This is a genomic window from Maledivibacter sp. (genome assembly GCA_025210375.1).
GTDB lineage: Bacteria > Bacillota > Clostridia > Peptostreptococcales > Caminicellaceae > JAOASB01.
This window is the reverse complement of record JAOASB010000005.1, coordinates 41,517-63,830: the sequence shown is the minus strand read 5'-3', so window position 1 is coordinate 63,830 and position 22,314 is coordinate 41,517. Positions and strand designations below refer to the sequence as shown.

The window sequence follows — 22,314 nt, the reverse complement described above, 5'->3', positions numbered from 1 at the left end:
ATAAATCCCCTCAAATCATCTGGTATAATAATATTATTCAGATTTAGTGTTTGGGGGATTTTAAATGTATAAGGAGCTATTTGATTTAAAATTGCAAAATGAAATGACTTCTTTTTTCTTAAATCACTTATCAAGATTAGGTGACCATAGATTATATAAGAAAGGGCAGGAAGTTAAGTCAACCCATGCGGACGAAATATATATTGTCCTAAAGGGAAGCTTAAAAGAAGTTCTATATAGCACCGATGGGGATGAAGTATGCTTTTTTAGATTACCAAAGGGTACTATTTCAGGAGAGATGGACTACTTTGATGGACATAGAACCTGTGTTATCACAAAGGCCATGCAAAACAGTATTGTATCCGTTATCCATAGAAAAATTTTAGATAAGGAGCTACAAAAAAACCCTAAAATTCATGGATATTTTATCCATAGTATCACTAGAAAATATCGTCTATTAATGCTTAAAATAACTGATGACAAGTTTAATGATTCTATAGGCAAGGTAGCCAGTACCCTGTTACGGTTCACTGCACTTCAAGAGGGCGAACCTAAAAATGGCACCAAACTGGGCTACCAATATACTTACACCCATGAGGAATTAGCTAAATATCTAGGTTGTTCAAGAAGCACTATTACACATGTATTAAACAGTTTTAAAGAAAATAATCTTATAGATGTTCAAAATAGACGTATAATAATAAAGGATGTGGATGGTCTAAGAAAACATACTAAATCAATATGGTGATACGGCAAATAAGACCTGATATAAAATCAGGTCTTATTTTATAGTTTATACTACCCCTAGATACTTTTTTTATTGACTTCTTAAGGCTTCTACCGGTGGTACTGAGGATGCTGATATTGCAGGATATACTCCAAATAGTAATCCCGAAGATAATGCAACAACAGTTGCTATCTTTATGGCCTTAAAACTAACTGCAGTTTCAAAGCCTTGTCCCTGAAATATACTCAGCCCCCATATACCAGCAGCAACACCTGCTACTGAACCTATCAAACTTACATATAATGCTTCTAAAAGAAACTGTAATAGAAGGTCAGTTTGTTTCGCCCCCAAAGCTCTCCTAACACCTATTTCAGTTTTCCTCTCGGTAACTGAAACAAGCATTATGTTCATAATCCCAAGTCCACCAACTAAAAGGGATACTGCCGCAATACCTCCAAGAAGTAAAGTCATAACCCTATTGGCTTTATCAGCCTCCTGTACAAGTTGGTTAAGACTGGTGATACTTATAAGCTCATCCCCGGAGCTTTGTATAATTGGATTAGGATCTTCGGATTCCATGGGCTTCGATGACATCATAGAATTCATCCCATCCATGCCATCCATAACATTCATTTCGCCCATTTCCATATCATCATTTCTCTCGGGTCTGCTTGATTCTCCTCCTGAGCTATGGGTTGGTGCCTTCTGATCTAGTCCTAGTTTCCTTCTAAATATTCTACCTAGCTGAACAATTACTAAATCCGCATCCTTCTCAGAAGCTGCCTTTCCCCATATAGCATCAACAGTTCTTTTTTCTGCGATCTTTAGTGCCGACGTATATGGTACTACTATTTTATTATCTATATCATCGGCTTTCCCTTCACCCTTTGGACTAAGTACACCAATTATCCTATATGTATTACCATTTAAAGTAAGGGATTTACCTACAGGGTTTCGACCTCCTAAAAGGTTAGTTCCTACATTATATCCTACGACTGCCACAGGAATTCTTTGCTCAACATGGGCCTTAGTAAAAAAGTGGCCAATAGCTAATGGATGATCCCTTATAATCGGAAATTCATTATCTACACCTACAATTCCAACCTTTCCCCTCGTTCTTCTCCATTTCATACTTGATTTAGTATTAACTACTGGGGTAGCCGCTTCTAGTCCTTGTACTCTTTCTACCAACTCTTCACTATACCCTGGATCAAATTCTACAGAAGGATCATGGGCTGTAATTGTAATAACATTAGAACCAAAGCTTTGAAATTGTTCCACAACTGCCATTCTGGCACCTTCTCCAATTCCCATCAAGCTTACTACAGAAGCTACACCTATTGCAACCCCCAGTATTGTGAGAGCAGAACGTAAAGGATTAGCTAAAATTCCATGTAACGCCATTTTTGCAGTAAACCACCATCTTACTAAAAAGGAGCCTCGTTTTTTATTATCGTGCATTATTTATTCCTCCTTTATTAGACGGCATATTAATTAACTTTTCCCTCTTTATCCTTTGATTTGTCCTTTGTTGGAAGTAAGTTATCCTTGTTACCTAAACGTTGACTTGGAAGCAAGTCAGCAGTACTTCCTGTTATTACCTTATCTCCTTCTTTAAGTCCTTCCTTTACTTCCGCCAATCTTGCATTCATTAACCCTAGCTTAATTGGTACTGCTTTTGCATTACCATCTTCATCGAGTATCTCTACCATTGTCTTACCTTCTTCATCAAAGACCGCTTCCATTGGTACCAATAAAACGCCTTTAGCACTTCCAGCATCTATATACGCTTTAGCCTGCATACCCGGCTTTAATTCTGCATTACCTTCAACATCGATACGTATAGGATACTTAGTTACACCATTATTATTACCGCCCCTTGAACCCGTTCTTATATCCACTACTTTACCCTTAAATATTTCTCCAGGTAAAGCATCAAAGGTAACTCTAACCGGTGAATCTACCTTAACATTCAAAATATCTATATCATCTATTTGTGAAAATAGCTCCATAGAATCAAGATTGAATAAATCACATATATAGTTTCCTGGCCTTACTGTTTCCTCAGCTTGTACATCCATATAAGCAATAACACCATTAGCAGGAGCCCTAACCTCAAGATTATCTAAACCTTCTTTAAGCTCACTCATTTCTTGTTTTATGCGTTTTATCTTATATAATTTTTCTTCTATAGTATCCTGTATATTCTTACTTGCCATAGTAACTATAGGATCACCTTTTTTAACCTTTTCCATTTCATCAACATGTATCTCTGTCACAACGGCCTTGGCTGTATTTGATACCTTTTCTTCCTTAGCAAATCCAATTACTTCAGCCATATTACTCAAAAAGATAACATAGCTATTATCACCCTTAAGGCCCACACTTACCTCCATCCCATTCTGAACTAAACCTGGATTTTTTGCTTCTATTTCAGCTATATGAACAAACCCCTGGGCATAAGACTCATCGTTTCCTTTTTTTCCATTATTAGGTACAGGATTAGCATTGAGCTTAGTAATTTTTCCTGGGTAAAAAGCATCAAATAAAGGAAATTTTAAAGAAACTTCATCTCCAACTTTAACTCTACTAAATTCAGTGCTAGTCAACTTGGCTTTTATTTTAAAAGTACCATCATCAACTATTCTACCTATAACTTGGCCAATTTCAAGCTCTTCAGCCTCTTTAGCCTTAATATCTATTATAGTACCATCAATGGGAGCCTTTAAAACAATACCCTTTGCAGGGTTAAGATTGTATACTTGATCAGTACCTACACTAGCCATATTAGCTAGCTGTTCAACCTCTGTTCTTAACTCCTCTTCCTTTTCTTTAACCTTTGAACTTATATTGGAAGCATCAAGGGTAACGATTACTTCATCCTTCTTTACACTATCCCCTTCTTCAACAAGGATCTCATCTATCTTATATTCCGCAGTACCCCAATCATAATAACGTCTTTGTCCTCCAACTCTTACTCCATTTGATCTAGAAGATTCTAATGATCCAGTAACTTCTACTCCTACGGAAATATCTCCACTTACAACCTCCTTAGTAGAATACACTGGTCCCTGAGCTTCTTCTGTCTCAGTTGGCATAAGCTGGTTATATGCATAAAATCCTCCGCCAAGCACAACTATAATTATTAAAGCTATCATACCGATTCTTTGAAACATTAAACTACACCTCCTGATTGTATTTCTTCTATCCTTTCGATTAAACCATCTAATATGTGATAAATCCTTTGTCCATGTAATGCAACATCATAATCATGGGTTACTTGAACAACAGTCATTCCTAGATCCTTGTTTAACTTCTTAAAGATGTCCATAATATTGCTACTTGAACGGGAATCCAATGCTCCTGTAGGTTCATCAGCAAGTATTACTGCAGGCTCCATGGTGATGGCCCTTGCTATGGCAACTCTTTGTTTTTCTCCACCTGATAATTGGGATGGCAGGTGATGAAGTCTATCTCCTAGTCCTACAATCTCAAGGGCTTTAGTAGCTTTAACCTTACGTTCATTCCCCCATACCCCTCTATATACCAGTGGTAATTCTACATTTTCCCTGGCACTTAAGTGGGATAAAAGATGAAAGTGTTGAAAAACAAAACCTAAAAATTCGTTTCTAATATCAGCAAGTTTCGAATCCCCTAGCTTTTCAATTCTGTTATCATCTATCTCATATGTGCCCGATGTTGCTATATCTAAACAACCCAATATATTAAGCAAAGTAGACTTACCAGAACCCGAGGGACCCATTATAGAAACAAATTCCCCCTTAGAAATCTCTAAATCAATTCCTTTTAATACATCAACACTAATTTGACCCATTTTATAGCTGTGATGTATATCCTTTAATTTTAACAGCGCCAAATTTTACTCCCCTCCTTAATAGAATTGCATCTATAATCATTAGACAAATCCTAAATGGTTTTTGTTCCCATGTGAAACCTAAATTATCAACCAAAATTCGACAACACCATTTCCATATTTTTATAGATTTTCCACTGTAAATTATAACATATTATTAATAAAAAATTTCTTACAAAACAATTACGATTCATAAAATTATAACTTTTTTACAATAAAGACACATAATCCACCCATAAAATTTATGTTTTAACAATAAATCACATGAAAAAAAGCCTTTCTTCGGCTTTTCTTTAATTCAGCATGCTACTAATGGCAGTATAAGTTATTTCCTTGATTGGCATAAACCTATCTATAATAGTAATTACCAAGCTCGCTATACCACATAGGGCCCCTATTTTATAGAACCTCTCAAGATGTTTTTTCTTCCTATATTCTTCTACCTCATACTCCCAAGCATATTTCCTTGATCCACTACCACATTGGGAATTTTCATTTTTAGTACTAATTTTACTATCTATCATTGCTAAATTAGGATTTGAGTTTTTTATTCTCCTAAGAATTTCTCTTTTATTTTTTTCAAACTCTCTATCTCCCTTTAATAGACTTCCCAAGTTTCATCCCCCTTTCTGTACCCATGATCGTTCACATATTATTTTACTACAAATACCTTTGTTTTCCTCCATAATTTTTCATGAGAAAGAAGCTTTTTGTTGATTTTTACAATATTTAGGTATAAAGTCCCATCCCTTCCTTTTACAATATTTTACCTGGAGGTAATGGCAGAAAAATGTCGAAATTATTTATATCTTTAATATTCAAAAAAATCTTGCATATTTTTTAATATAACATCATATTGAAGGGATAGTCATCTATGAAATATAAAATTATTTCTTATTTGCTTTGCTGCTATATGATTTTTTCACAAATGAATCCAGATGTTTCTTCTACATTTTTTAATGAAAGCTTTGCTTCTCCTGGAGATAACTCTATTCGTGTAGTTAGCTATAATATTCATTTCGGAGCTAGTAAAAAGGGAAAACCCGCCATATCCGTAGTATCCAGATTTTTGAGCCTTATAGACCCAGACATACTTTGTTTACAAGAAGTTGACCAAAATACCATAAGAAGCCTATTTTTAGACCAATCCACTAAGTTAAACGAAGACTTATCTATGAAAATTGCTTATGGAATAACAGACAATATAATCCTTGGTAAAACGGGTAACCTTATCTTAAGTAAATTCCCTATATTATCCGTAAAAAATAGGGTTTTACCTTCTTCCAAATATAAAAGAAGTGCCTTAAAGGTAACCCTAAAGACTCCTATAGGTAAAATTAATGTTATAAATACCCATTTGTCCTTATCAAGGAAAGAAAGAAAAAAGCAAATAGAAATTATTAAAACTTGGATTCTAGAAGATAGGCTACCGACCATCTTAGCAGGTGATTTTAATACAACGGATATGACGGAGCTAAAACCGCTACTCTATTTTTTGAACGACCCCGCTGACATAACAAATCAAACTCATTTAAAAACCTTTAAAGATCATAAGTATCACGCCAGAATAGACTATATATTTGTACCCAAAACCTATTTCATTAAGTCCTATGGGGTTTCGGACTTTGATTTTTCAGATCATTATCCAGTTATCGTTGATATATATTGATTCAACTTTGTTCAACGATTTCCTATCCCTCTCCCATATGAAACTCCATGCCTATGTTATATGAAATATAGATGAAATTTTATATCCTAGCAGGAATTTAGGAATAAATGAAGAATTTCTTATTTTAACCAAGAAATTTGTCGGATATTATTTTTTCAAATATAAATCATTTAAAAGGCAGGTAATGCATGTGAGTAATTCATATACTAATAAATACGAAATACTTAGAACCTTCAAAAGGGATGATCGTCAAAATGTATTGATTGGCTCAAATAAAGAAGACAGCAATGAAGTTGTTGTTATCAATATCTTATATAAGGACAAAGTATCAAAGGTAATATCTAAGTCTCAGTTCCCAAAGGGCTTGCATAATCTAGTTCATTTAGAGGAAGAGGATAATGACTTAATTGTTATAACCGAATACAAGGAAGGAACTCCTCTTGATTCATACCTAAGCTATTTTAACACTACAGTAAAGCATAAGATTAATTTAGCCTATGAGTACATGACGAAAATAGTAAAGTACGATATTTTCTCCAACTCCATAAAGAAAATATTGATTGATGAATCCCAGGTAAATATTAAGAATAATGAACTCTATTTTAGCGAATTATTATTTCTTAATAATAATTTTTCTGAATCAACGGATTTTGATATTATAGTTTCTCAGATAGGAGATATAATTGAAAAAATTGTTTTCTCCAATGCCCCTACTGAGGACAAAGATAACGCCCTAGCTTCCCAAAAAATTTTAGAATTCATACACAAATTAAAAAATGGTGATCATGATTTCAATACCATCGAAGGGGTATATAATGGTTTTAGAAAAATATACATTTATGATCTTTTCATGGGGGATGAGTACAAATTAGCTGCAAAAGAGAACCCCCATGTAATTCCTTTACCTATAGGAACTACCGATACTGATATCATAGTCAATAATGAAATATCTGAGTCCGGAGAAAACAAGAAAGCTAATAGTACTCACCTACAAGAAAACAAAATGCTTGATGATGCCATAAACGGTTCCTTAGATTATATAGCAGATAATTCTAATGTCGGGGACTCCCCTGGCATAAACCACAGGGAAGTACTTATAGGAAACGAGATGGCAATTGATGAAAGAGAAGAATATAATGATCATAAAAAAAGATCAAGGAATTATATACCTATGGCAGTAGTTGGTATACTTCTAGCTTTACTTTTATCTAGTGCAATATTTTTATACAAGCCTGTACTTAACACCTTTAAACTGCAACAGAAGACTCCTCTGCAAAAGCCAAATGCCTATTTTGAATATAGCAAGGTGACTCCTAATACATATTATTTTGAAGATAAAAGCAAAGTTTTTGGTGATGATAATAGGATAACTGAAATATCATGGGCCATATATAAGGGGGATGAGGTTGTAAAAGAGGCTAGTAATTCAACCCGTTTTGAAGTAACATTTGAAAATGAAGGTGAATACAAGGTAGTTGTAAGCATAAAGGATATATATAATAATATCGATGATTATAGTCAAATTATATATAATAATCAAATACAAATAGATGAATTGAAAAATAAAGTTGATTCTTTAGAAAATCTTGAAGCATTAAATCTAGTATATTCAAATAAATCTATAGTGAAGGATTATAGTGCCTTCAGAAGTGGCAACTATTCCTTAAAACTTGGTGAGGCAGGAAGAACTAATTCTGAAAAAATAATCATAAATGATATCAAAATTAATGATAAACCCATCATTTCCATGTGGCTTGCCTCAAGCTCAAAGGAAAATATTAAGATATCGGTAGGGGGTTATAAAAACAATAAACTAAAATTTCAAAAACAGCTTTCATTTACTCCAAAGGAGATAAATGCCTGGGAAATGATTGAAATTGGTGATACAACTACTAGCATAGATAAAATAGAAATAACCTTTAAAGACTTCATCTCTCCTATTTGGTTAGATGATATTCAAATAAGTTCATATAAGTAGCAAAAACGTCTAATAAGACGCTTCAGGCTGCCTAAAAACCCGAATTTCTTCGTTGTTGCTGAAACCAAGAACCCTTACGTATGTCTATATACGCTGCAGTCTCTTGGTTTCAGCACGCCTCGAACTTCAGATTTTTAGGCAGCCTGCTATCTTGTTGAGTTTGTCAACAATCTAAAGCGTCTAATAAGACGCTTTTTTAGTTGCATATCCCATGTTGGATGTTCAAATTTACAAGTTTTAATATCAGTCTTCAAGGCTCAAGAGTTCAGATTCTAGAATTCAGACAAAAAAATAATATAACCGATTCTTATATAATCTATAAGAACCGGTTATGGGTTAGATTCTAATTCACTTAAAAGCTTTGACTCTTCTAACTGTATTGAATCCTCATTCCTTTCCTTGAAAACAACCAAATATAACAATACTTCTAATTCTTGAATGTTAATATCATGTTGCTTAATTAATCTAATATTTATGTCATATCCAAGTCGCAATTTTACAGGCATTCCGCAAAACTAACAAATCCTTAAGCTAAAAAAAGTTATACATTAACTAAAATCCTAATCTTCATTACTGTTTAAAAAATTTTTAAAAAAAGTGAATTAGAATCTGTTTTAAGAAGATTTCTCTTCTTATTTATATTATACCATAGATTTTAAAAAATATGCATACATTATCAGAAAATTCCGTTGATTATTTTTGTAAAAATTTACATTATTTTCATAGTGATAATAGCATTAAATTTGAGCTTTTCTTAACAGCCTAAAACACAGCATAAGCTGTGCTTTGGATCTATTGTTTCTCTTCAATTATTTGTTTTACAGCTTCTATCTTTTCCTTAACTAAATCTGTGCGGTTGTCTAACTTTTCAAAGATTTCATTTAATATATCGTTAACTTCGTCTGCGTCATCTTCTTTAACTGCTTCAGTCAAGGATTTTCTAAGTTCCTTTATTTCTTCTCTTTTTTCCTTAAATTCTTCTCTCTTTTCTTGTCTTTTTTCTTTAAAATCTTCTCTTTTTTCTTTAAAACCACCCTTTTTATCTTTTATGTAATTCTTAAATTCTTCCTTGGCTTCTTCCTTAGTAAGTTCTCCAGCCTCAACCTTGTTTTTTAGCTCTTCTCTGAATGATTTTCCTTCTTCTTTCTTGTCTTCCTTTCTTCCACCCGCTAATTCCTTTAACTCGTCACGCAGCTCATTTAACTCTTCCTTTAAATCCTTTTTTTCTTCAAACAAATCCTTCCAATCATCTAAATCCCCTTGTGCATATTTTTCAATAACACTAAGCAATCTTGCATGATCTCCGTCTTTATATTTTTCTCTTGATGCCTTTAGCTCTTGTCTTCTTTCCTTGAAGTTTTGTTTCTTTTCCTTTAGATTTTGTCTTTTTTCAATAGCTGGTTTAGATCTGTCCTCTGTGACGTCATTTTCGTTTGCAAATGCCGCTGTTGGAACCAATAAAGTCACCGCTAAACTCGCTGTTACAATACCCTTTAATAATTTTGAATTCCTTAACATTTTCTACACACTCCTTTTTTTGTTTTTTGTTCCTTTCTTATTTTTATTATAAATTCTGATCTTGGAATAAAATTGTGATAAATGTGTAAAAAGTGTGTAAAAATATTAGTTTGCTTCCTCATCTCTTATTGAATTCATGAATCTTAAAGCTATTTCAGCTATAGTTATGAATACTACGTATACTTGTAATAATCAAGTCAATATCTCTGTTCCTGTTTCCGTAATAACAATAGTATGTTCCCATTGTGCCGATAATCCTCCATCTATAGTCTTTATAGTCCAATTATCACTCATTTGTCTGCAAAAAAACAAACCTTCATTTATCATTGGCTCTATGGTAATAACCATACCTGGAATTAAAATCATATCATTTTCATTTGTATCAAAATGATGCACATGGGGCTCTTCATGGAAATCTAAACCGGTTCCATGGCCTCCTAGATCCTTTACCACTGAATACCCCTTTTCCTTAGCATACTTTTCTATTTCCATCCCCTGGGCTTTTAACGTTTCAAAGGGCTTTACCATGCTTATTCCTATATCTAAGCACTCCTTGGCAGTCTTAACTAAGTCCTCTGCATTATGGGATACATTTCCTACCTTATACATCCTACTTGAATCTGCATAATATCCATCTAGTATAGTGGTTATATCAATGTTAATTATATCCCCTTCCCTTAAAACAGTTTCATCGGGTATACCATGACAAATCACATCATTGATAGAAGTACACACACTTTTAGGAAATCCATTATAATTTAAGGGAGCAGGACGGCCACCGTCTTCAATTGTTACCCTATGAACTATATTATTTATCTCATCCGTAGTAACTCCAGGACGAATAAAGTCTTGTAATAAGTCGAAGATTTTTCTATTTATATTTCCACTTCTCTTAATACCTTCTATTTGATCATGGGATTTTATTAGTTTCCTCGAGGGTATCCTATACCCCTCTAATTCAAATTTTCTAAGCATCTCATCGATTTCTAAGTGACACTTCTTATATTTTTTACCGCTACCACACCAACACAAGTCATTTCTTGAAAGCTTCATCATTACATTACTCCTTCTAAATTATATATTAATATAAATAGAACCTCCCTAAGGCACATTTAAAAATAAACTAGTCATCCTACTCGCTCCCCTAATTCCTTTCGTCGTTACTTCATCCCTTACATATGGTGAGTATGCCCAAAATGAACTACTTAAAAAAAATCAAAATCACTTCACAATCTAACTTGTTTATTTTTTCATCTGCCAAAAGCTAAGCCCTAATAACATTCAATCTACAATATTTCATTTATAATAATATATTCAAATGCATATTTAATTGATTCTAGAAAGTTTCGATTGTAATCCCTATATTTTAAATACTAGAGGAAATTGCATAACTCTTACTTGGCACAATTGCATATGCGAATATCATCCTTGATTTAATTGCTTAAGATATAAGCATATTTGATGGTATAGCTTTAAGGATTTTAAAACTACATGTAGTAGATGGTTTTTACAGAAAGTAATTATGCAATTTGCTCACTAGTTAACTCTTCCAATTCTATTAAAGGGAAAAAGCCTTACCAAAGCCTTTCCTTCTATATTATCAATATCAATTGTTCCTAGCCTTCTACTATCAAGGCTTCCCTGCCTATTATCTCCCATTACAAAAACATTATCCTTTGGAACCACTACATCAACATCACCGGGAGTAACGCCTCCATTGATATAATTCTCTTTAAGCTCTTCATCATTAACATAAACTTTGCCATCCCTAATAACTACTTTATCTCCCTCTTCCCCGATCACCCTTTTAATTAAATTCTTAGCCTTACCCTTCTTTGATTTCAAACAACTCTCAAACACCACTATATCCCCTCTTTCAGGCTTATGAAACCTATAGGAAATCTTATTGAGCATCAGATAATCATTTGAGTTCAATGTAGGATACATGGAGGACTGCTGTACCAAAGTAGGTCTCGCAATAAATGTTGTGATAAACAAAGCAATAACTACGGATAGTCCAATGGTTTTTATCCATTCAAGTATTTCTTTAGTCATATTATAATCATCCCCTTTATGTTAAAAATAATATAATTCAAACCATTTTATCTAATTTATCATTCATATCATTGATTTTTCTTTCTAGCTCATCAATCCTCCTATCACGTTCCTTCCCCTTCTTAGGCAGCTTGAATATCAAATAATAAATAGCATAAATAAATCCAATTAGGAATATTGTATTTATTAATTGAGGAAATTGCATAACTCTTACTTGGCACAATTGCATAATATATATGGTATAGCTTTAAGGATTTTAAAACTACATGTAGTAGATGGTTTTTACAGAAAGTAATTATGCAATTTGCTCAATTGCCATATTATACTGTGTATGGATATACCTACAGACCCTAAGGCCTTCATTACAACCCCTCCTTCAATCCTCAAATAAAAATCATTATCTAATGGAATCTATTAACAATAATTCTTTATCCATACCTATTATCCTCCAATATTTTTATTTTTGCAAATAAGATTGACAAAATTTATTAATTAACTTATAATTACTATCGTGAATAGAGGGAGTAACTGACCTTGAAAAAGGGATCAAAGTCGTCATTTCGGAAAGGATATTTTCCCGGCTTTGATGGCAAATATGTCTGGTGAGACTCTACGATCAACCGAGGTTGATTGTAGAGTCTTTTTTATTTTTTCAATCTACTCCTTTAATCCCGATACATTATAAACCATAAACCATGTGGAAAAGAAAGGAAGTATATTTATGGAAGAACTTATTCTCAGTTATTTAACATCATTTCCTACTCTAGTATTGGTCTTGATTGTGGCAGCCATGCTGTACACCTTAAGTAAAGGTGCAGATATGCTAGTTGATGAAGCTGTTAGCCTTTCTATACATTGGGGTGTACCTAAAATTATTATTGGAGCAACTATTGTATCCCTGGGAACCACCCTTCCCGAAGCAACTGTTTCAGTCCTAGCAGCTGTGAACGGCAACCCTGATCTTGCTTTAGGCAATGCCATTGGGTCTATAATAGTCGACACCGGACTTATAATAGGTTTAGCTGCCCTTATTGGGCATCTCCCAGTAGATAAAATGGTGGTTGATAGGCAAGGCAGGATTCAGTTCCTTTCTGGTCTTTTATTAGCCATCGTCAGTCTTCCTATTTTATCCAACGGTGTGACTGGTAATATAAGCCAATGGATGGGATGGCTCTTTCTCCTAATACTTATAATTTATACTTACGTTTCATTAAAATGGGCTAAAAATACGAACTGTCCCGGGGATGATGTAGCAGATGAAGCAGCCTTCGCTGTAGAAAAAAATCCCATAGTAATTCAAATACTAAAGCTAATCATTGGCATATTACTTGTTATCGTCTCATCCAAGATACTTATACCCTCTGTAGGTATTACAGCTGTTAGAGTAGGTATCCCACAGAGTATCATTGCTGCTACCCTAGTTGCTTTTGGTACCAGTTTACCGGAACTAGTAACGGCTGTAACGGCTGTGAGAAAAGGACACGGCGAATTAGCTGTAGGGAATATAGTCGGGGCCGATATCCTCAACGTACTATTTGTAGTTGGTAGTGCAGCTGCTGTAACAAAGGGTGGACTGGATGTTCCCGTTAATTTCTATAAGCTTCAGATACCAGCAATGCTTATCATACTATCTGCATTTAGAATTTTTTCAAAAAATAAAAATGATGAGATTTCAAAGAAAGAAGGTCTATTCCTTTCGGGTATTTATTTTACCTACCTAGTTTTGAACTATGTATGGATATAGATATATAGGAAAAAAAAGATAGCATCGTTGTCAACGATGCTATCTTTTTATGTAGAAATAATAATTCCTGTATTACTCTCCAAAATATCTCTTTAATAATCCTTTAAATGCCATACCGTGTCTAGCTTCATCTTTACACATCTCATGTACTGTATCATGGATAGCATCATAGTTTAATTCCTTTGCCCTCGTTGCAAGATCCTTTTTCCCTTGACAGGCACCATGCTCAGCATCTACTCTCATCTTTAAGTTAGTTTTTGTATCAGCTGTTACAACTTCTCCAAGAAGCTCTGCGAATTTTGCGGCATGTTCAGCTTCTTCAAAGGCTATTCTCTTATATGCTTCCGCAACTTCTGGAAAACCTTCTCTATCGGCTTGTCTACTCATAGCTAAATACATACCTACCTCTGTACATTCACCCATAAAGTTAGCCTTTAATCCTTCTACTATCTCTGGGTCTACTCCTTTGGCGATACCTATTTTATGCTCATCAGCCCACTTTAATCCTTCTGTCGCTACTTGCTCTTTAAACTTATCAGCTGGGACCCCACATTGTGGACATTTTTCTGGTGCGTTTTCCCCTTCATGAACATAACCACATACAGTACAAACAAATTTCTTCATTTTTGAATTCCCCCATTACTTTAATATTTTTATTTAAAAAAGCATATTTTATATGCACTTTTTACATATACCCTTCAAATACAAATGATACTCATCAATTTGAAAATCATCCATATCTTTTAATATGGGCATCTCAGTTTTGATATCATATACTTCATTACATTTTTTACATTTAAAATGTCCATGAAATGTTGTATCCACATCGTATCTTGTTTCATTATCTTCTATGTTTATCAATGCTACAATCTTTTTATCCACAAATAGTTTTAATGTATTATATACAGTAGTTTTGGAAAGTGTAGGAATCCTATTAACTAGCTCTTGATAAATCATATCTACTGTGGGATGATTTTTGTTTTGTATTAAATATTCTAAAATTTTTATTCTCTGGTAGGATGGCTTTATATCATTACTCTTTAGATACTCATCTATCTTATCAATTCTTAATTCCATTTGATCACCAACCTTTGAGATAAACTTATTTCCCACTACTATTTTGTAACAATTCCAAGTTTGTAACGATTACAAATATAGAATACTATATTCCTCTATTCTTGTCAACTTTTTTATGTTAATTATTATGTATAATGTGATAGAATAATCTATAAAGCCTAAACATCATAGGCTATATAATTTTTTGAAGGGACGTGATCAATATGATGAATAAATATAATACGGTGAGAGAATATAGATAGAATTAGACACTAATAATGATTCATATCTTTATTCTCTCTATAGGTGAAAAACTAAAAATTAAGGAGAGAATATGGATAAAAAGATTATAATAGTTAAAAGTGAAAAATCATGGATTGAAAGTAATGCTGTAGAGCAATTGAAAAAAGTATCAACTTTACCTGGGATCATAAAGGCCGTGGGGCTACCAGACTTACATGTTGGTAAAACTCCAGTTGGTGCCAGCTATATGACAAAGGATGTCATCTATCCCCATATCATAGGAAATGATATAGGCTGTGGAATCGCACTTTTTTCAACGGGCATAAAGAAAAGGAAATTTAATGTAATTAAAATAATGAAAAAACTTGAAAATTTAAAGGATACTAATCACATTGATATCAAGCACATGATTGAGGATAAAATATACGTGGATATTCCTTTCAAAGAAAAACTAGGAACTATCGGCTCTGGTAACCACTTTGCAGAGCTTGAGGAAATTGACACAGTTTATGATAAAGATGCTTTAGAAGATATAGGGATAGAAAAAAACAATATCTTTCTATTAGTACATAGTGGATCTAGAAGCTATGGTGAATACATCTTGAACAAGTATATAAAGGAATACTCTTGTCAAAATGGTCTTAATATTGAAGATATGGGATTTAATCAGTATCTAAAGGAGCATGATAAAGCTATAGACTTTGCAACTTTAAACAGAGAACTGATAGCCCATAGGATTTTAACTGCCATCAGCAGCAAAGAAAATATAAAGCTCTTAGATAGTATTCATAATAGTATAACAAAAAAAGAATACAATGGTGAAACCTACTATATACATAGAAAGGGTGCAGCCCCTTCTGACATAGGCTACGTGGTTATAGCAGGCTCTAGGGGATCAAAATCATATATAGTTAAACCTACGGACAATCTATTTGAATATGCTTTTTCTATTTCCCATGGAGCAGGAAGAAAATGGTCACGGCTTGGTTGTAAAGAAAGATTAGAAAAAATCTACTCTAAAAAATCCATAAGACAAAACAAATTTACAACAGGCATCATATACAAGGACAAAAATCTAATATATGAGGAAGCCCCGGAAGCATATAAAAATATAGATAGAGTAATTGAGGATATGGTAGGCAAAAAAATGATAAAGCCTATTGCTAGTTTGAATCCCTTAATTACCTATAAGGCTTAAAACCATGTGGGTTCAAATAAGCGCCGGGTCGGCGCCCATAGAATGTTGTAGATTTGTCTACCTTTTACTAAAAAAAATCGAAAAGGAATGTATTCGTAAAGATATTAAAACTACCCTCCTTGCCTATACTGAAGGTGAGGAAAGGAATACTCTAAAGTCCGTTTTTCTTAGATTGACAGGTAAAGCGGCTAAAGACTATGTGGTATCTATAGAAGGAAGTATGCTATGGGTATGCAAGAGTGAATTTAGACCTAATCATAAAAGAAAAAATTGGTTTATTGAGATTGAAACCTTTAATGAGGAAGAAAATATAGCTTTGAGCTTAAAGGATATTAAGATTGAGACCATGAGGTCCAGCGGTAATGGAGGTCAAAATGTCAATAAGCTTGAGACAGGGGTCAGAATCACCCATAACCCTACGGGAATAGTTGTAAAGGCTCAAGAGGAAAGAAGTCAATACCAAAATAAAAAGCTTGCTATGATTAGATTAAATAGAAAACTCGAAGAATTAAATAATGAAAAAAATAAAGAAAGACATAAAACTCTTTGGGAAAAACATCACAGCATTAAACGTGGTGATCCAATAAGGGTATTTAAAGGAAAAGAGTTTAGAGAAGTAAAATAAGCCTCCATGGAGATTTCCATAGGGGCTTGCCCTTTTTCCATATAAAATACTTAGTTATTACCCTATTATGTAACCCTACATGGGCAATCTAGTATCTATTCATCTCCGCTCTTTCTCATAGCTTCTCGCTGGGCAAAAAAAATATATTTATCTAATTCTTGACTCATCTTAACTACTTCCTTAGTATGTCCTTGTGTCTCATATACTTCATTTAATTCTAATCTTAATGTATCGATTCTGTTTTTGATATTTTGCTTAATCTTTGCTTCTATCTCTTTCATTATATACCACCTCCCAAACTATCCCTTTATGATGTTCATTGAACTTCCTTAAGCTTTACTACCTCTTTATATCAAGTCACTTCATAAATAATTTCAAATTTATAAATAATCCATTTTTCACCATAATATTTCAGCGGAATATATGTAACATTGAGTTACAACCATAAAACAATAATAGTAAATTTTTATATGATTGTCAATTATTATCATAGTTTTGCAACTTATCGTTTCAGTGGATTACTAGAAGCCCCATTTCATGTTACAATCAAAATGAAAGTCATTTTTAGGAGGCCCAAAATGTCATTTGGTAAAAAATTATCTTTATTACGCAAAGAATTTAATTTAACACAAAGTGATCTAGCAAAACAAATAGGTGTTTCTAGAGGCACTATAGGTATGTATGAGATTGATAAAAGAGACCCCGATACCTCCACACTAAAAAAAATATCGTGTATCTTTAATATTTCTATAGATTATTTACTTGATACCGCAGATGATCCAAGCCAAATACAATTAAGTAAACATTATCTCACCAAAGAAATATCCCATGAATATCTAATATTAGCCAAGGAAATACAAGATAAACAAATATGTCCCGGAGATATAAAAAAATTTATTGATATACTACAAAGGAATAAATAGAACAAACAAACGTTCGGGATGCCTCTTGGTATATTTTACCACAACATATATATTTTTTTCAATCCTTATTAAGAAACAATTTGAATTTAAATATAGTTTTTTATGGGCTAATAATAATTTGTAGAATATACCACGGGAACTAACCCATTTGACATGCTATCTTCATAATATGTCTAGGGGTCTGTCCCCGTATTATAATATAAAAGCTAATAGACTTTATATCTTCATAATAATAACTTTCCTTTCTTGCATCAATTCATTCCTCTAGTCTGTTTTTATGCAGCATTATATATATCACTCATTGTGAACTTTTTTCCCAAAAGCAATTTCTTCTATTGGTACTTCAAAAAATTTAGCGAGCTTTTTAGCTCTTTTTAAACTAGGCATTCTTTCACCTATTTCATACATTGCAATAGAACTCATTGGTATACCCGTTTTCTCATGTAATTCCTTTTGGGTCAGCCCAAGTTTCTGCCTTAGTCCACTAAGAGTTTCCACTAAACCACCTCCTCTACTCTTCACGTTATGTGAGTGTCGACAATAACATTGTATCACATTTAGTGATATTGTCAACAACTATTATATGCAATTTTCACTTTTTGTGATTTTGTCTTTATTTATTTGATAATTCTCACATTTAGTGATAAATTAGTTATATACTATGATACAAAATAAGACTAACAGGGGAATTGTATGAATGCAATATTAAAACAACTAAGAAATGAAAGAAAACTCACCCAACGACAATTAGCAAAATTACTTAATCTATCTCCAAGTACAATAGCCATGTATGAAACGGGACAAAGAAAACCTGATTTTCAAATACTCCAAAAAATTGCTGATTTTTTCGATGTTTCAACAGACTATCTTCTAGGAAGAACAGACATCAGAAATTTATACAAAGAAATAGTCCTAAAAGAAAGCAAAGCTTCTTATACCTTAGATGTAGGTGATCTGTCTAAGGAAGATATAGCTAAGGTTAAAGAATATGTTGATTTGTTGAGGCAGAAGGATAGTTTTGGTAAGGGAGTAGATAGGAAATAATTTTATCCAACTATATCTATGATAGTCAATATCTTTATTTTCACAAATTGTTATAGAAGCAAAAGCTGGGTTTTCCAGCTTTCTGTACTTTCATAATGATATAATCAAATCCCGAAGGAGTCTTTTATGCTATTTCTAATTCTCTTCGATATAATGCCGGTCTTAATAATCCTATATCTAATAGGTACAGCTTTAAAGAAGTATAATTTCAATAATAAAAAATACCTCATAGCATTAGCAGGGATGTTGGTATTAAATACTATAATCACATATAAATACATACAGATCAAAAGCAGCCATAATACTTCTACTTATATAGCCTATAACTTTGTAGAAGAAGCTTTTCATGCTATTAAATATCCAAATAAAATGGAAAATGAAGGAGATATTATCAAGCTTGTAACCATAATCGAAGAAATAAATAAAACGCTACAGCTCCTAGAGCTAGATTTGAGAGCTTCCAAACTAACCTATGATAGTGAGCGTTTCTATTCCCTAGTTAACAGCCTAAAAAATAACTTGAATGAATTTATCCATGTACACAATACCTACTTTTCAAATGATAAACCAATTACCCCACAGCTTTTAAATAATTATAAGAAACTGAAAGTTGAATTGGTGATGATCGAGCATTATCTAAGTCAACTAGGAAGCTCACAAACTAGTCAGTTTGGTATTAAACAGTATGAATTATTTTTATCGGGCAAAGAAAAATATGATTGGATTTTAAAGCTTGAAGAAAGGGTTGCTAATATAGATAAAATTGTTGAGAAGATGCATTAAAAATCGGGAATATGGAGTTCATTTAATACTACCTCCAGATTATTTTTTATGTCCTATATGGCAATTTATGTGTGATTTGGGGTATTCTATAATACTAAGAGATGTATAGTGTAAGTTACTTCTTATGATTACATTGTAATTCTTGTATTACTTTTTTATCAACAAATGGAATTTGTAAAAAGAATGGTTGAAGAAAATATTGACCCGGGAGTACTCACTGATGGTATAGAAAAATTACAGATGTTAAAAGAGTCTTTGGATAAAATGAACGGTAGGAGATGAAAAAAATTTCCACTGCAAGATAATGAAAACCTTAGTACTTTTATAAACTACCGTTTTCATTATTTTGCAATAAATCCCTTCACATCAATTACCTGCTCCCATCGCAGTTCCCAAAAAGTTGCTTGAATTGACTTTTTATCCTTTGGATAATTTATATATTTGTCGTACCACTCCAAATCAAATATTAAATCCCAGCTTTTTTCTATCCTCAATCTTAAATCATCAATTACCCTTGAATGTTTATTGAAATCCTGCAAGGTAAATAATTCTATTTGATTTTTCTCCATTTCAAGTTCAAATGATTTATCATCTTTTTCACCCTTAGGCAGGTACCAATAATTTATCACATGATGGAACAGGTCAAAATCCGATAACAATACTGCTTCCTCTTCTATCTCAAATTCAACTCTGTACCCTTTTTTCCCTTTTGGCAAATGGGCTGTATATCTTAAATCTGGCTTTCTTTTATTGGTACCATTCCACTGATACCATGCCCAGACTGGATATGTAGATAAATCTACTCTTGGGGTTTTGAGTCTCTTTTCCATCTGCTCGATCATCCATCTATATGGCCTTCTGAAATCATAATCAACATATTCAATATTCCCACTGAAAACTTTATTTTCTTTTAGTTGATTATATCCTCTTTCGTCTTGTATAGTCCAAAGTCTTATAAAAAACACCTCTTTCTTATCCATTATAAAAGTGGCTACTTACTACCTATAAGATGTAACACCTACTATCTTATTCTACTTTTTTGGTGTATAATCTTAATTATTGAATATTTTATTTTTTTTGATAATTTATGCCTAATCGTAATTATAATGCTGTACCTATAAATAAAAATTTCCTAGGGTATTATATCATAATTTTAGTAATAGGTATTATTACAGCTCAAATGTTGAAATTAAAAATGGAGCATGTAAAGCTGGTTGGTTACATACCTTTTAAGGTAGGATAAAAATTAATGGAGGTGTACCTAATGAAAAAAGGTCTTTTTATCTTTTTCATTGTAATGATTATGGCTTCTATGGGGATATCGGCTTATGGTGAAGAAAATGGAAACACAGCTGCTAGCAGTAATGAAGAAAAATATCCTGATTTATATGAAGCATATAAAAAGCTTAATATTTCAGATTATAATGGAGAAATAACAACCATAGATAATGTAGAAATATTAGAAAATGAAGTTACTCATAATGTGAATACAAAAACTACTATATTGTTAAATGAAAATAATATGGAAATTGTCTTTGATAAACAGGATAACTGCTCCGATAATCCATCTACTAGAAAAGTACATTATATTTTAGCAGATGGTAAATTGTATTTTAATGAGAACGATGGTTCTTGGATAAAGGTTAAAACAACAACCAAGGAAGATTTGAAAAAGGAAGATTTGGAAAAAGAATTCTTAGATATAAATGAAACTATAAATATTTTTCTTGAAGGATTCAATCTGCTAAATGATATTAGTGTAAATAAAATCACTGTTGAAGATAAAGTATATACAGAGTACACCATTGACTATAAAAATATAGATTCTCAGCTACTTTTTCAGTCCATAACCGGTAATATCGGCCTTAAAAAGTCTGATATTGAAAATTATATTTTAAAGGCTGTTATAGACGAAAACAATGAACTTATAAAAGAAACTACGATATTTGAAACTAAAGAAACAGAAAAGGGTAAGCTTAAAATTTCAAGGGAAATGACTTCAAATAAAAAAAATGTTCTTATCAAGGCTCCCGTCTGTGATCCCATTGCTTGTGCCAATTTTTATAATGAATACGGTTATAAGCTACATTCCGATGGAAGATATGAAGATGCCATAAAATATTATAATTATGCCATTGAATTTGATCCGGAGCATGATTCTGCCTATAATAATATTGGTTGGGCACTGATTGAGTTGGGAAAACCCGAGGAAGCATTACCCTATATAGATAAATCCATAGAGATAGATCCTATTGATGCTGCTGCACCCTACAATAATAAGGGAAATGCTTTAAAGAATTTGGAACGATATGATGAAGCTTTAAAGTGCTATGACAAGGCTTTAGCAATAGATCCGGAAGTGTCCTTTGCATATTATGGCAAGGGAATAACATATTTAGCCCTTAAAAAATATGATAAAGCATTAGAAAACTTTAAAAAGAATTTGGAATTAGTTCCAAATGATATAGATGCTTATTTTTATATTGCTGATATATTATTTGAACAAAAGAAATATAATGAAGCCATTGAAAATTATGATAAAATCATTATGATAAATCCTGATATTGAAATAGCTTATCTTAACAAAGCAGATGCATTGTTTATGTTAAAGGAATACACAATGTCTATCTCAAACTATGACAAATGCATAAAATTATATCCCGATGCAGCCGAGGCATATGCTGGTAAAAGCCGATGTTATGCTATGCTAAAGAATCATGATGAGACAGTTGCAAATCTAAAAATAGCAATCAGCCTTGATGAAAGCTATTTAGATTTGGCATTAGCGGATGATGTATTTATAGGTATAATTGGTCCTAAGGAATTTGATGAGCTAACGGGTGAATAGTTAATAAAACTAGACTGACTAGTAAGAAT

Annotated in this window: 22 protein-coding genes; 10 read left to right on the top strand and 12 right to left on the bottom strand. The window is 32.7% G+C overall.

Annotated elements, in window-relative coordinates:
* Positions 1-64: 64 nt before the first annotated feature.
* The gene (locus tag N4A68_01860; protein MCT4563066.1) at positions 65-748 is read left to right on the top strand and encodes a Crp/Fnr family transcriptional regulator; all 684 of its coding nucleotides are present in this window, start codon (positions 65-67) and stop codon (positions 746-748) included.
* Between the two features lie 69 nt (positions 749-817).
* Here the strand turns inward: N4A68_01860 and N4A68_01855 are convergent, their stop codons facing one another.
* From N4A68_01855 to N4A68_01840, 4 genes are all read right to left on the bottom strand, one after another.
* The gene (locus N4A68_01855; protein ID MCT4563065.1) at positions 818-2,188 is read right to left on the bottom strand and encodes an ABC transporter permease; all 1,371 of its coding nucleotides are present in this window, start codon (positions 2,186-2,188) and stop codon (positions 818-820) included.
* A gap of 29 nt (positions 2,189-2,217) precedes the next feature.
* The gene (locus N4A68_01850) at positions 2,218-3,903 is read right to left on the bottom strand and encodes an efflux RND transporter periplasmic adaptor subunit (GenBank protein MCT4563064.1); all 1,686 of its coding nucleotides are present in this window, start codon (positions 3,901-3,903) and stop codon (positions 2,218-2,220) included.
* Positions 3,903-4,604: an ABC transporter ATP-binding protein gene (locus N4A68_01845; protein MCT4563063.1), complete on the bottom strand. Its 702-nt coding sequence runs from the start codon at positions 4,602-4,604 to the stop codon at positions 3,903-3,905. Before N4A68_01845 ends, N4A68_01850 begins: the two co-directional genes overlap by 1 nt.
* Positions 4,605-4,894: 290 nt before the next feature.
* A complete protein-coding gene (locus tag N4A68_01840; GenBank protein MCT4563062.1) occupies positions 4,895-5,215 on the bottom strand; it encodes a hypothetical protein in 321 nt (106 codons plus the stop codon).
* 260 nt (positions 5,216-5,475) lie between these two features.
* Between N4A68_01840 and N4A68_01835 the strand changes: the two genes are divergently transcribed.
* On the top strand, positions 5,476-6,270 hold the full coding sequence (locus N4A68_01835) for an endonuclease/exonuclease/phosphatase family protein (GenBank protein ID MCT4563061.1): 795 nt from the start codon (positions 5,476-5,478) through the stop codon (positions 6,268-6,270).
* A gap of 190 nt (positions 6,271-6,460) precedes the next feature.
* The gene (locus N4A68_01830; protein ID MCT4563060.1) at positions 6,461-8,248 is read left to right on the top strand and encodes a hypothetical protein; all 1,788 of its coding nucleotides are present in this window, start codon (positions 6,461-6,463) and stop codon (positions 8,246-8,248) included.
* Between the two features lie 792 nt (positions 8,249-9,040).
* On the opposite strand, the gene N4A68_01825 is transcribed toward N4A68_01830, so the two are convergent.
* The 3 genes from N4A68_01825 to lepB all read right to left on the bottom strand — a co-directional run bounded on the left by N4A68_01825 (position 9,041) and on the right by lepB (position 11,821).
* A complete protein-coding gene (locus tag N4A68_01825; protein ID MCT4563059.1) occupies positions 9,041-9,766 on the bottom strand; it encodes a hypothetical protein in 726 nt (241 codons plus the stop codon).
* A gap of 192 nt (positions 9,767-9,958) precedes the next feature.
* Entirely contained in the window at positions 9,959-10,819 is an 861-nt protein-coding gene (locus N4A68_01820; GenBank protein ID MCT4563058.1) for a methionyl aminopeptidase, read from the bottom strand.
* A gap of 483 nt (positions 10,820-11,302) precedes the next feature.
* Complete coding sequence (gene lepB, locus N4A68_01815) at positions 11,303-11,821, bottom strand: signal peptidase I (protein ID MCT4563057.1); 519 nt, start codon at positions 11,819-11,821, stop codon at positions 11,303-11,305.
* 721 nt (positions 11,822-12,542) lie between these two features.
* Here lepB and N4A68_01810 point away from each other — a divergent pair.
* Positions 12,543-13,565 carry a calcium/sodium antiporter gene (locus N4A68_01810; GenBank protein MCT4563056.1) on the top strand — a complete coding sequence of 341 codons (1,023 nt, stop codon included), beginning with the start codon at positions 12,543-12,545 and terminating at the stop codon, positions 13,563-13,565.
* Positions 13,566-13,637: 72 nt separating this feature from the next.
* Here the strand turns inward: N4A68_01810 and N4A68_01805 are convergent, their stop codons facing one another.
* On the bottom strand, positions 13,638-14,189 hold the full coding sequence (locus N4A68_01805; protein ID MCT4563055.1) for an NADH peroxidase: 552 nt from the start codon (positions 14,187-14,189) through the stop codon (positions 13,638-13,640).
* A gap of 48 nt (positions 14,190-14,237) precedes the next feature.
* A complete protein-coding gene (locus N4A68_01800; protein ID MCT4563054.1) occupies positions 14,238-14,642 on the bottom strand; it encodes a transcriptional repressor in 405 nt (134 codons plus the stop codon).
* 313 nt (positions 14,643-14,955) lie between these two features.
* Here N4A68_01800 and N4A68_01795 point away from each other — a divergent pair, with 313 nt between their 5' ends.
* Together N4A68_01795 and prfH are read left to right on the top strand one after the other, a co-directional pair.
* Positions 14,956-16,062 (top strand): RNA ligase RtcB family protein, encoded by a 1,107-nt coding sequence (locus N4A68_01795; protein MCT4563053.1) that lies wholly within the window; start codon positions 14,956-14,958, stop codon positions 16,060-16,062.
* 4 nt (positions 16,063-16,066) lie between these two features.
* The gene (gene prfH, locus N4A68_01790; protein MCT4563052.1) at positions 16,067-16,687 is read left to right on the top strand and encodes a peptide chain release factor H; all 621 of its coding nucleotides are present in this window, start codon (positions 16,067-16,069) and stop codon (positions 16,685-16,687) included.
* A gap of 95 nt (positions 16,688-16,782) precedes the next feature.
* On the opposite strand, the gene N4A68_01785 is transcribed toward prfH, so the two are convergent.
* Positions 16,783-16,968, bottom strand: coding sequence for an aspartyl-phosphate phosphatase Spo0E family protein (locus tag N4A68_01785; protein MCT4563051.1), 186 nt, complete (start codon positions 16,966-16,968; stop codon positions 16,783-16,785).
* A gap of 297 nt (positions 16,969-17,265) precedes the next feature.
* Between N4A68_01785 and N4A68_01780 the strand changes: the two genes are divergently transcribed.
* Complete coding sequence (locus N4A68_01780) at positions 17,266-17,610, top strand: helix-turn-helix domain-containing protein (protein MCT4563050.1); 345 nt, start codon at positions 17,266-17,268, stop codon at positions 17,608-17,610.
* Positions 17,611-17,904: 294 nt separating this feature from the next.
* On the opposite strand, the gene N4A68_01775 is transcribed toward N4A68_01780, so the two are convergent.
* A complete protein-coding gene (locus N4A68_01775; protein MCT4563049.1) occupies positions 17,905-18,108 on the bottom strand; it encodes a helix-turn-helix transcriptional regulator in 204 nt (67 codons plus the stop codon).
* A 195-nt stretch (positions 18,109-18,303) separates the two neighbouring features.
* On the opposite strand from N4A68_01775, the gene N4A68_01770 reads away from it, so the two are divergent.
* Entirely contained in the window at positions 18,304-18,654 is a 351-nt protein-coding gene (locus N4A68_01770) for a helix-turn-helix domain-containing protein (protein MCT4563048.1), read from the top strand.
* Positions 18,655-18,780: 126 nt separating this feature from the next.
* Positions 18,781-19,437, top strand: coding sequence for a hypothetical protein (locus tag N4A68_01765; protein MCT4563047.1), 657 nt, complete (start codon positions 18,781-18,783; stop codon positions 19,435-19,437).
* A gap of 341 nt (positions 19,438-19,778) precedes the next feature.
* Here the strand turns inward: N4A68_01765 and N4A68_01760 are convergent, their stop codons facing one another.
* A complete protein-coding gene (locus N4A68_01760) occupies positions 19,779-20,417 on the bottom strand; it encodes a DUF3841 domain-containing protein (GenBank protein MCT4563046.1) in 639 nt (212 codons plus the stop codon).
* A 284-nt stretch (positions 20,418-20,701) separates the two neighbouring features.
* Here N4A68_01760 and N4A68_01755 point away from each other — a divergent pair, with 284 nt between their 5' ends.
* Positions 20,702-22,285, top strand: a complete 1,584-nt coding sequence (locus N4A68_01755) for a tetratricopeptide repeat protein (GenBank protein ID MCT4563045.1) — start codon at positions 20,702-20,704, stop codon at positions 22,283-22,285.
* Positions 22,286-22,314: the final 29 nt, after the last annotated feature.

Coding starts and splice junctions, on each gene's coding strand:
- lepB (MCT4563057.1), bottom strand. CDS start 11,821: ATGACTAAAGAAATACTTGAATGGATAAAAACCATTGGACTATCCGTA.
- N4A68_01855 (MCT4563065.1), bottom strand. CDS start 2,188: ATGCACGATAATAAAAAACGAGGCTCCTTTTTAGTAAGATGGTGGTTT.
- N4A68_01860 (MCT4563066.1), top strand. CDS start 65: ATGTATAAGGAGCTATTTGATTTAAAATTGCAAAATGAAATGACTTCT.
- N4A68_01795 (MCT4563053.1), top strand. CDS start 14,956: ATGGATAAAAAGATTATAATAGTTAAAAGTGAAAAATCATGGATTGAA.
- N4A68_01755 (MCT4563045.1), top strand. CDS start 20,702: ATGAAAAAAGGTCTTTTTATCTTTTTCATTGTAATGATTATGGCTTCT.
- N4A68_01765 (MCT4563047.1), top strand. CDS start 18,781: ATGCTATTTCTAATTCTCTTCGATATAATGCCGGTCTTAATAATCCTA.
- prfH (MCT4563052.1), top strand. CDS start 16,067: ATGTGGGTTCAAATAAGCGCCGGGTCGGCGCCCATAGAATGTTGTAGA.
- N4A68_01820 (MCT4563058.1), bottom strand. CDS start 10,819: ATGAAGCTTTCAAGAAATGACTTGTGTTGGTGTGGTAGCGGTAAAAAA.
- N4A68_01805 (MCT4563055.1), bottom strand. CDS start 14,189: ATGAAGAAATTTGTTTGTACTGTATGTGGTTATGTTCATGAAGGGGAA.
- N4A68_01835 (MCT4563061.1), top strand. CDS start 5,476: ATGAAATATAAAATTATTTCTTATTTGCTTTGCTGCTATATGATTTTT.
- N4A68_01850 (MCT4563064.1), bottom strand. CDS start 3,903: ATGTTTCAAAGAATCGGTATGATAGCTTTAATAATTATAGTTGTGCTT.
- N4A68_01760 (MCT4563046.1), bottom strand. CDS start 20,417: ATGGATAAGAAAGAGGTGTTTTTTATAAGACTTTGGACTATACAAGAC.
- N4A68_01800 (MCT4563054.1), bottom strand. CDS start 14,642: ATGGAATTAAGAATTGATAAGATAGATGAGTATCTAAAGAGTAATGAT.
- N4A68_01770 (MCT4563048.1), top strand. CDS start 18,304: ATGAATGCAATATTAAAACAACTAAGAAATGAAAGAAAACTCACCCAA.
- N4A68_01785 (MCT4563051.1), bottom strand. CDS start 16,968: ATGAAAGAGATAGAAGCAAAGATTAAGCAAAATATCAAAAACAGAATC.
- N4A68_01825 (MCT4563059.1), bottom strand. CDS start 9,766: ATGTTAAGGAATTCAAAATTATTAAAGGGTATTGTAACAGCGAGTTTA.
- N4A68_01780 (MCT4563050.1), top strand. CDS start 17,266: ATGTCATTTGGTAAAAAATTATCTTTATTACGCAAAGAATTTAATTTA.
- N4A68_01810 (MCT4563056.1), top strand. CDS start 12,543: ATGGAAGAACTTATTCTCAGTTATTTAACATCATTTCCTACTCTAGTA.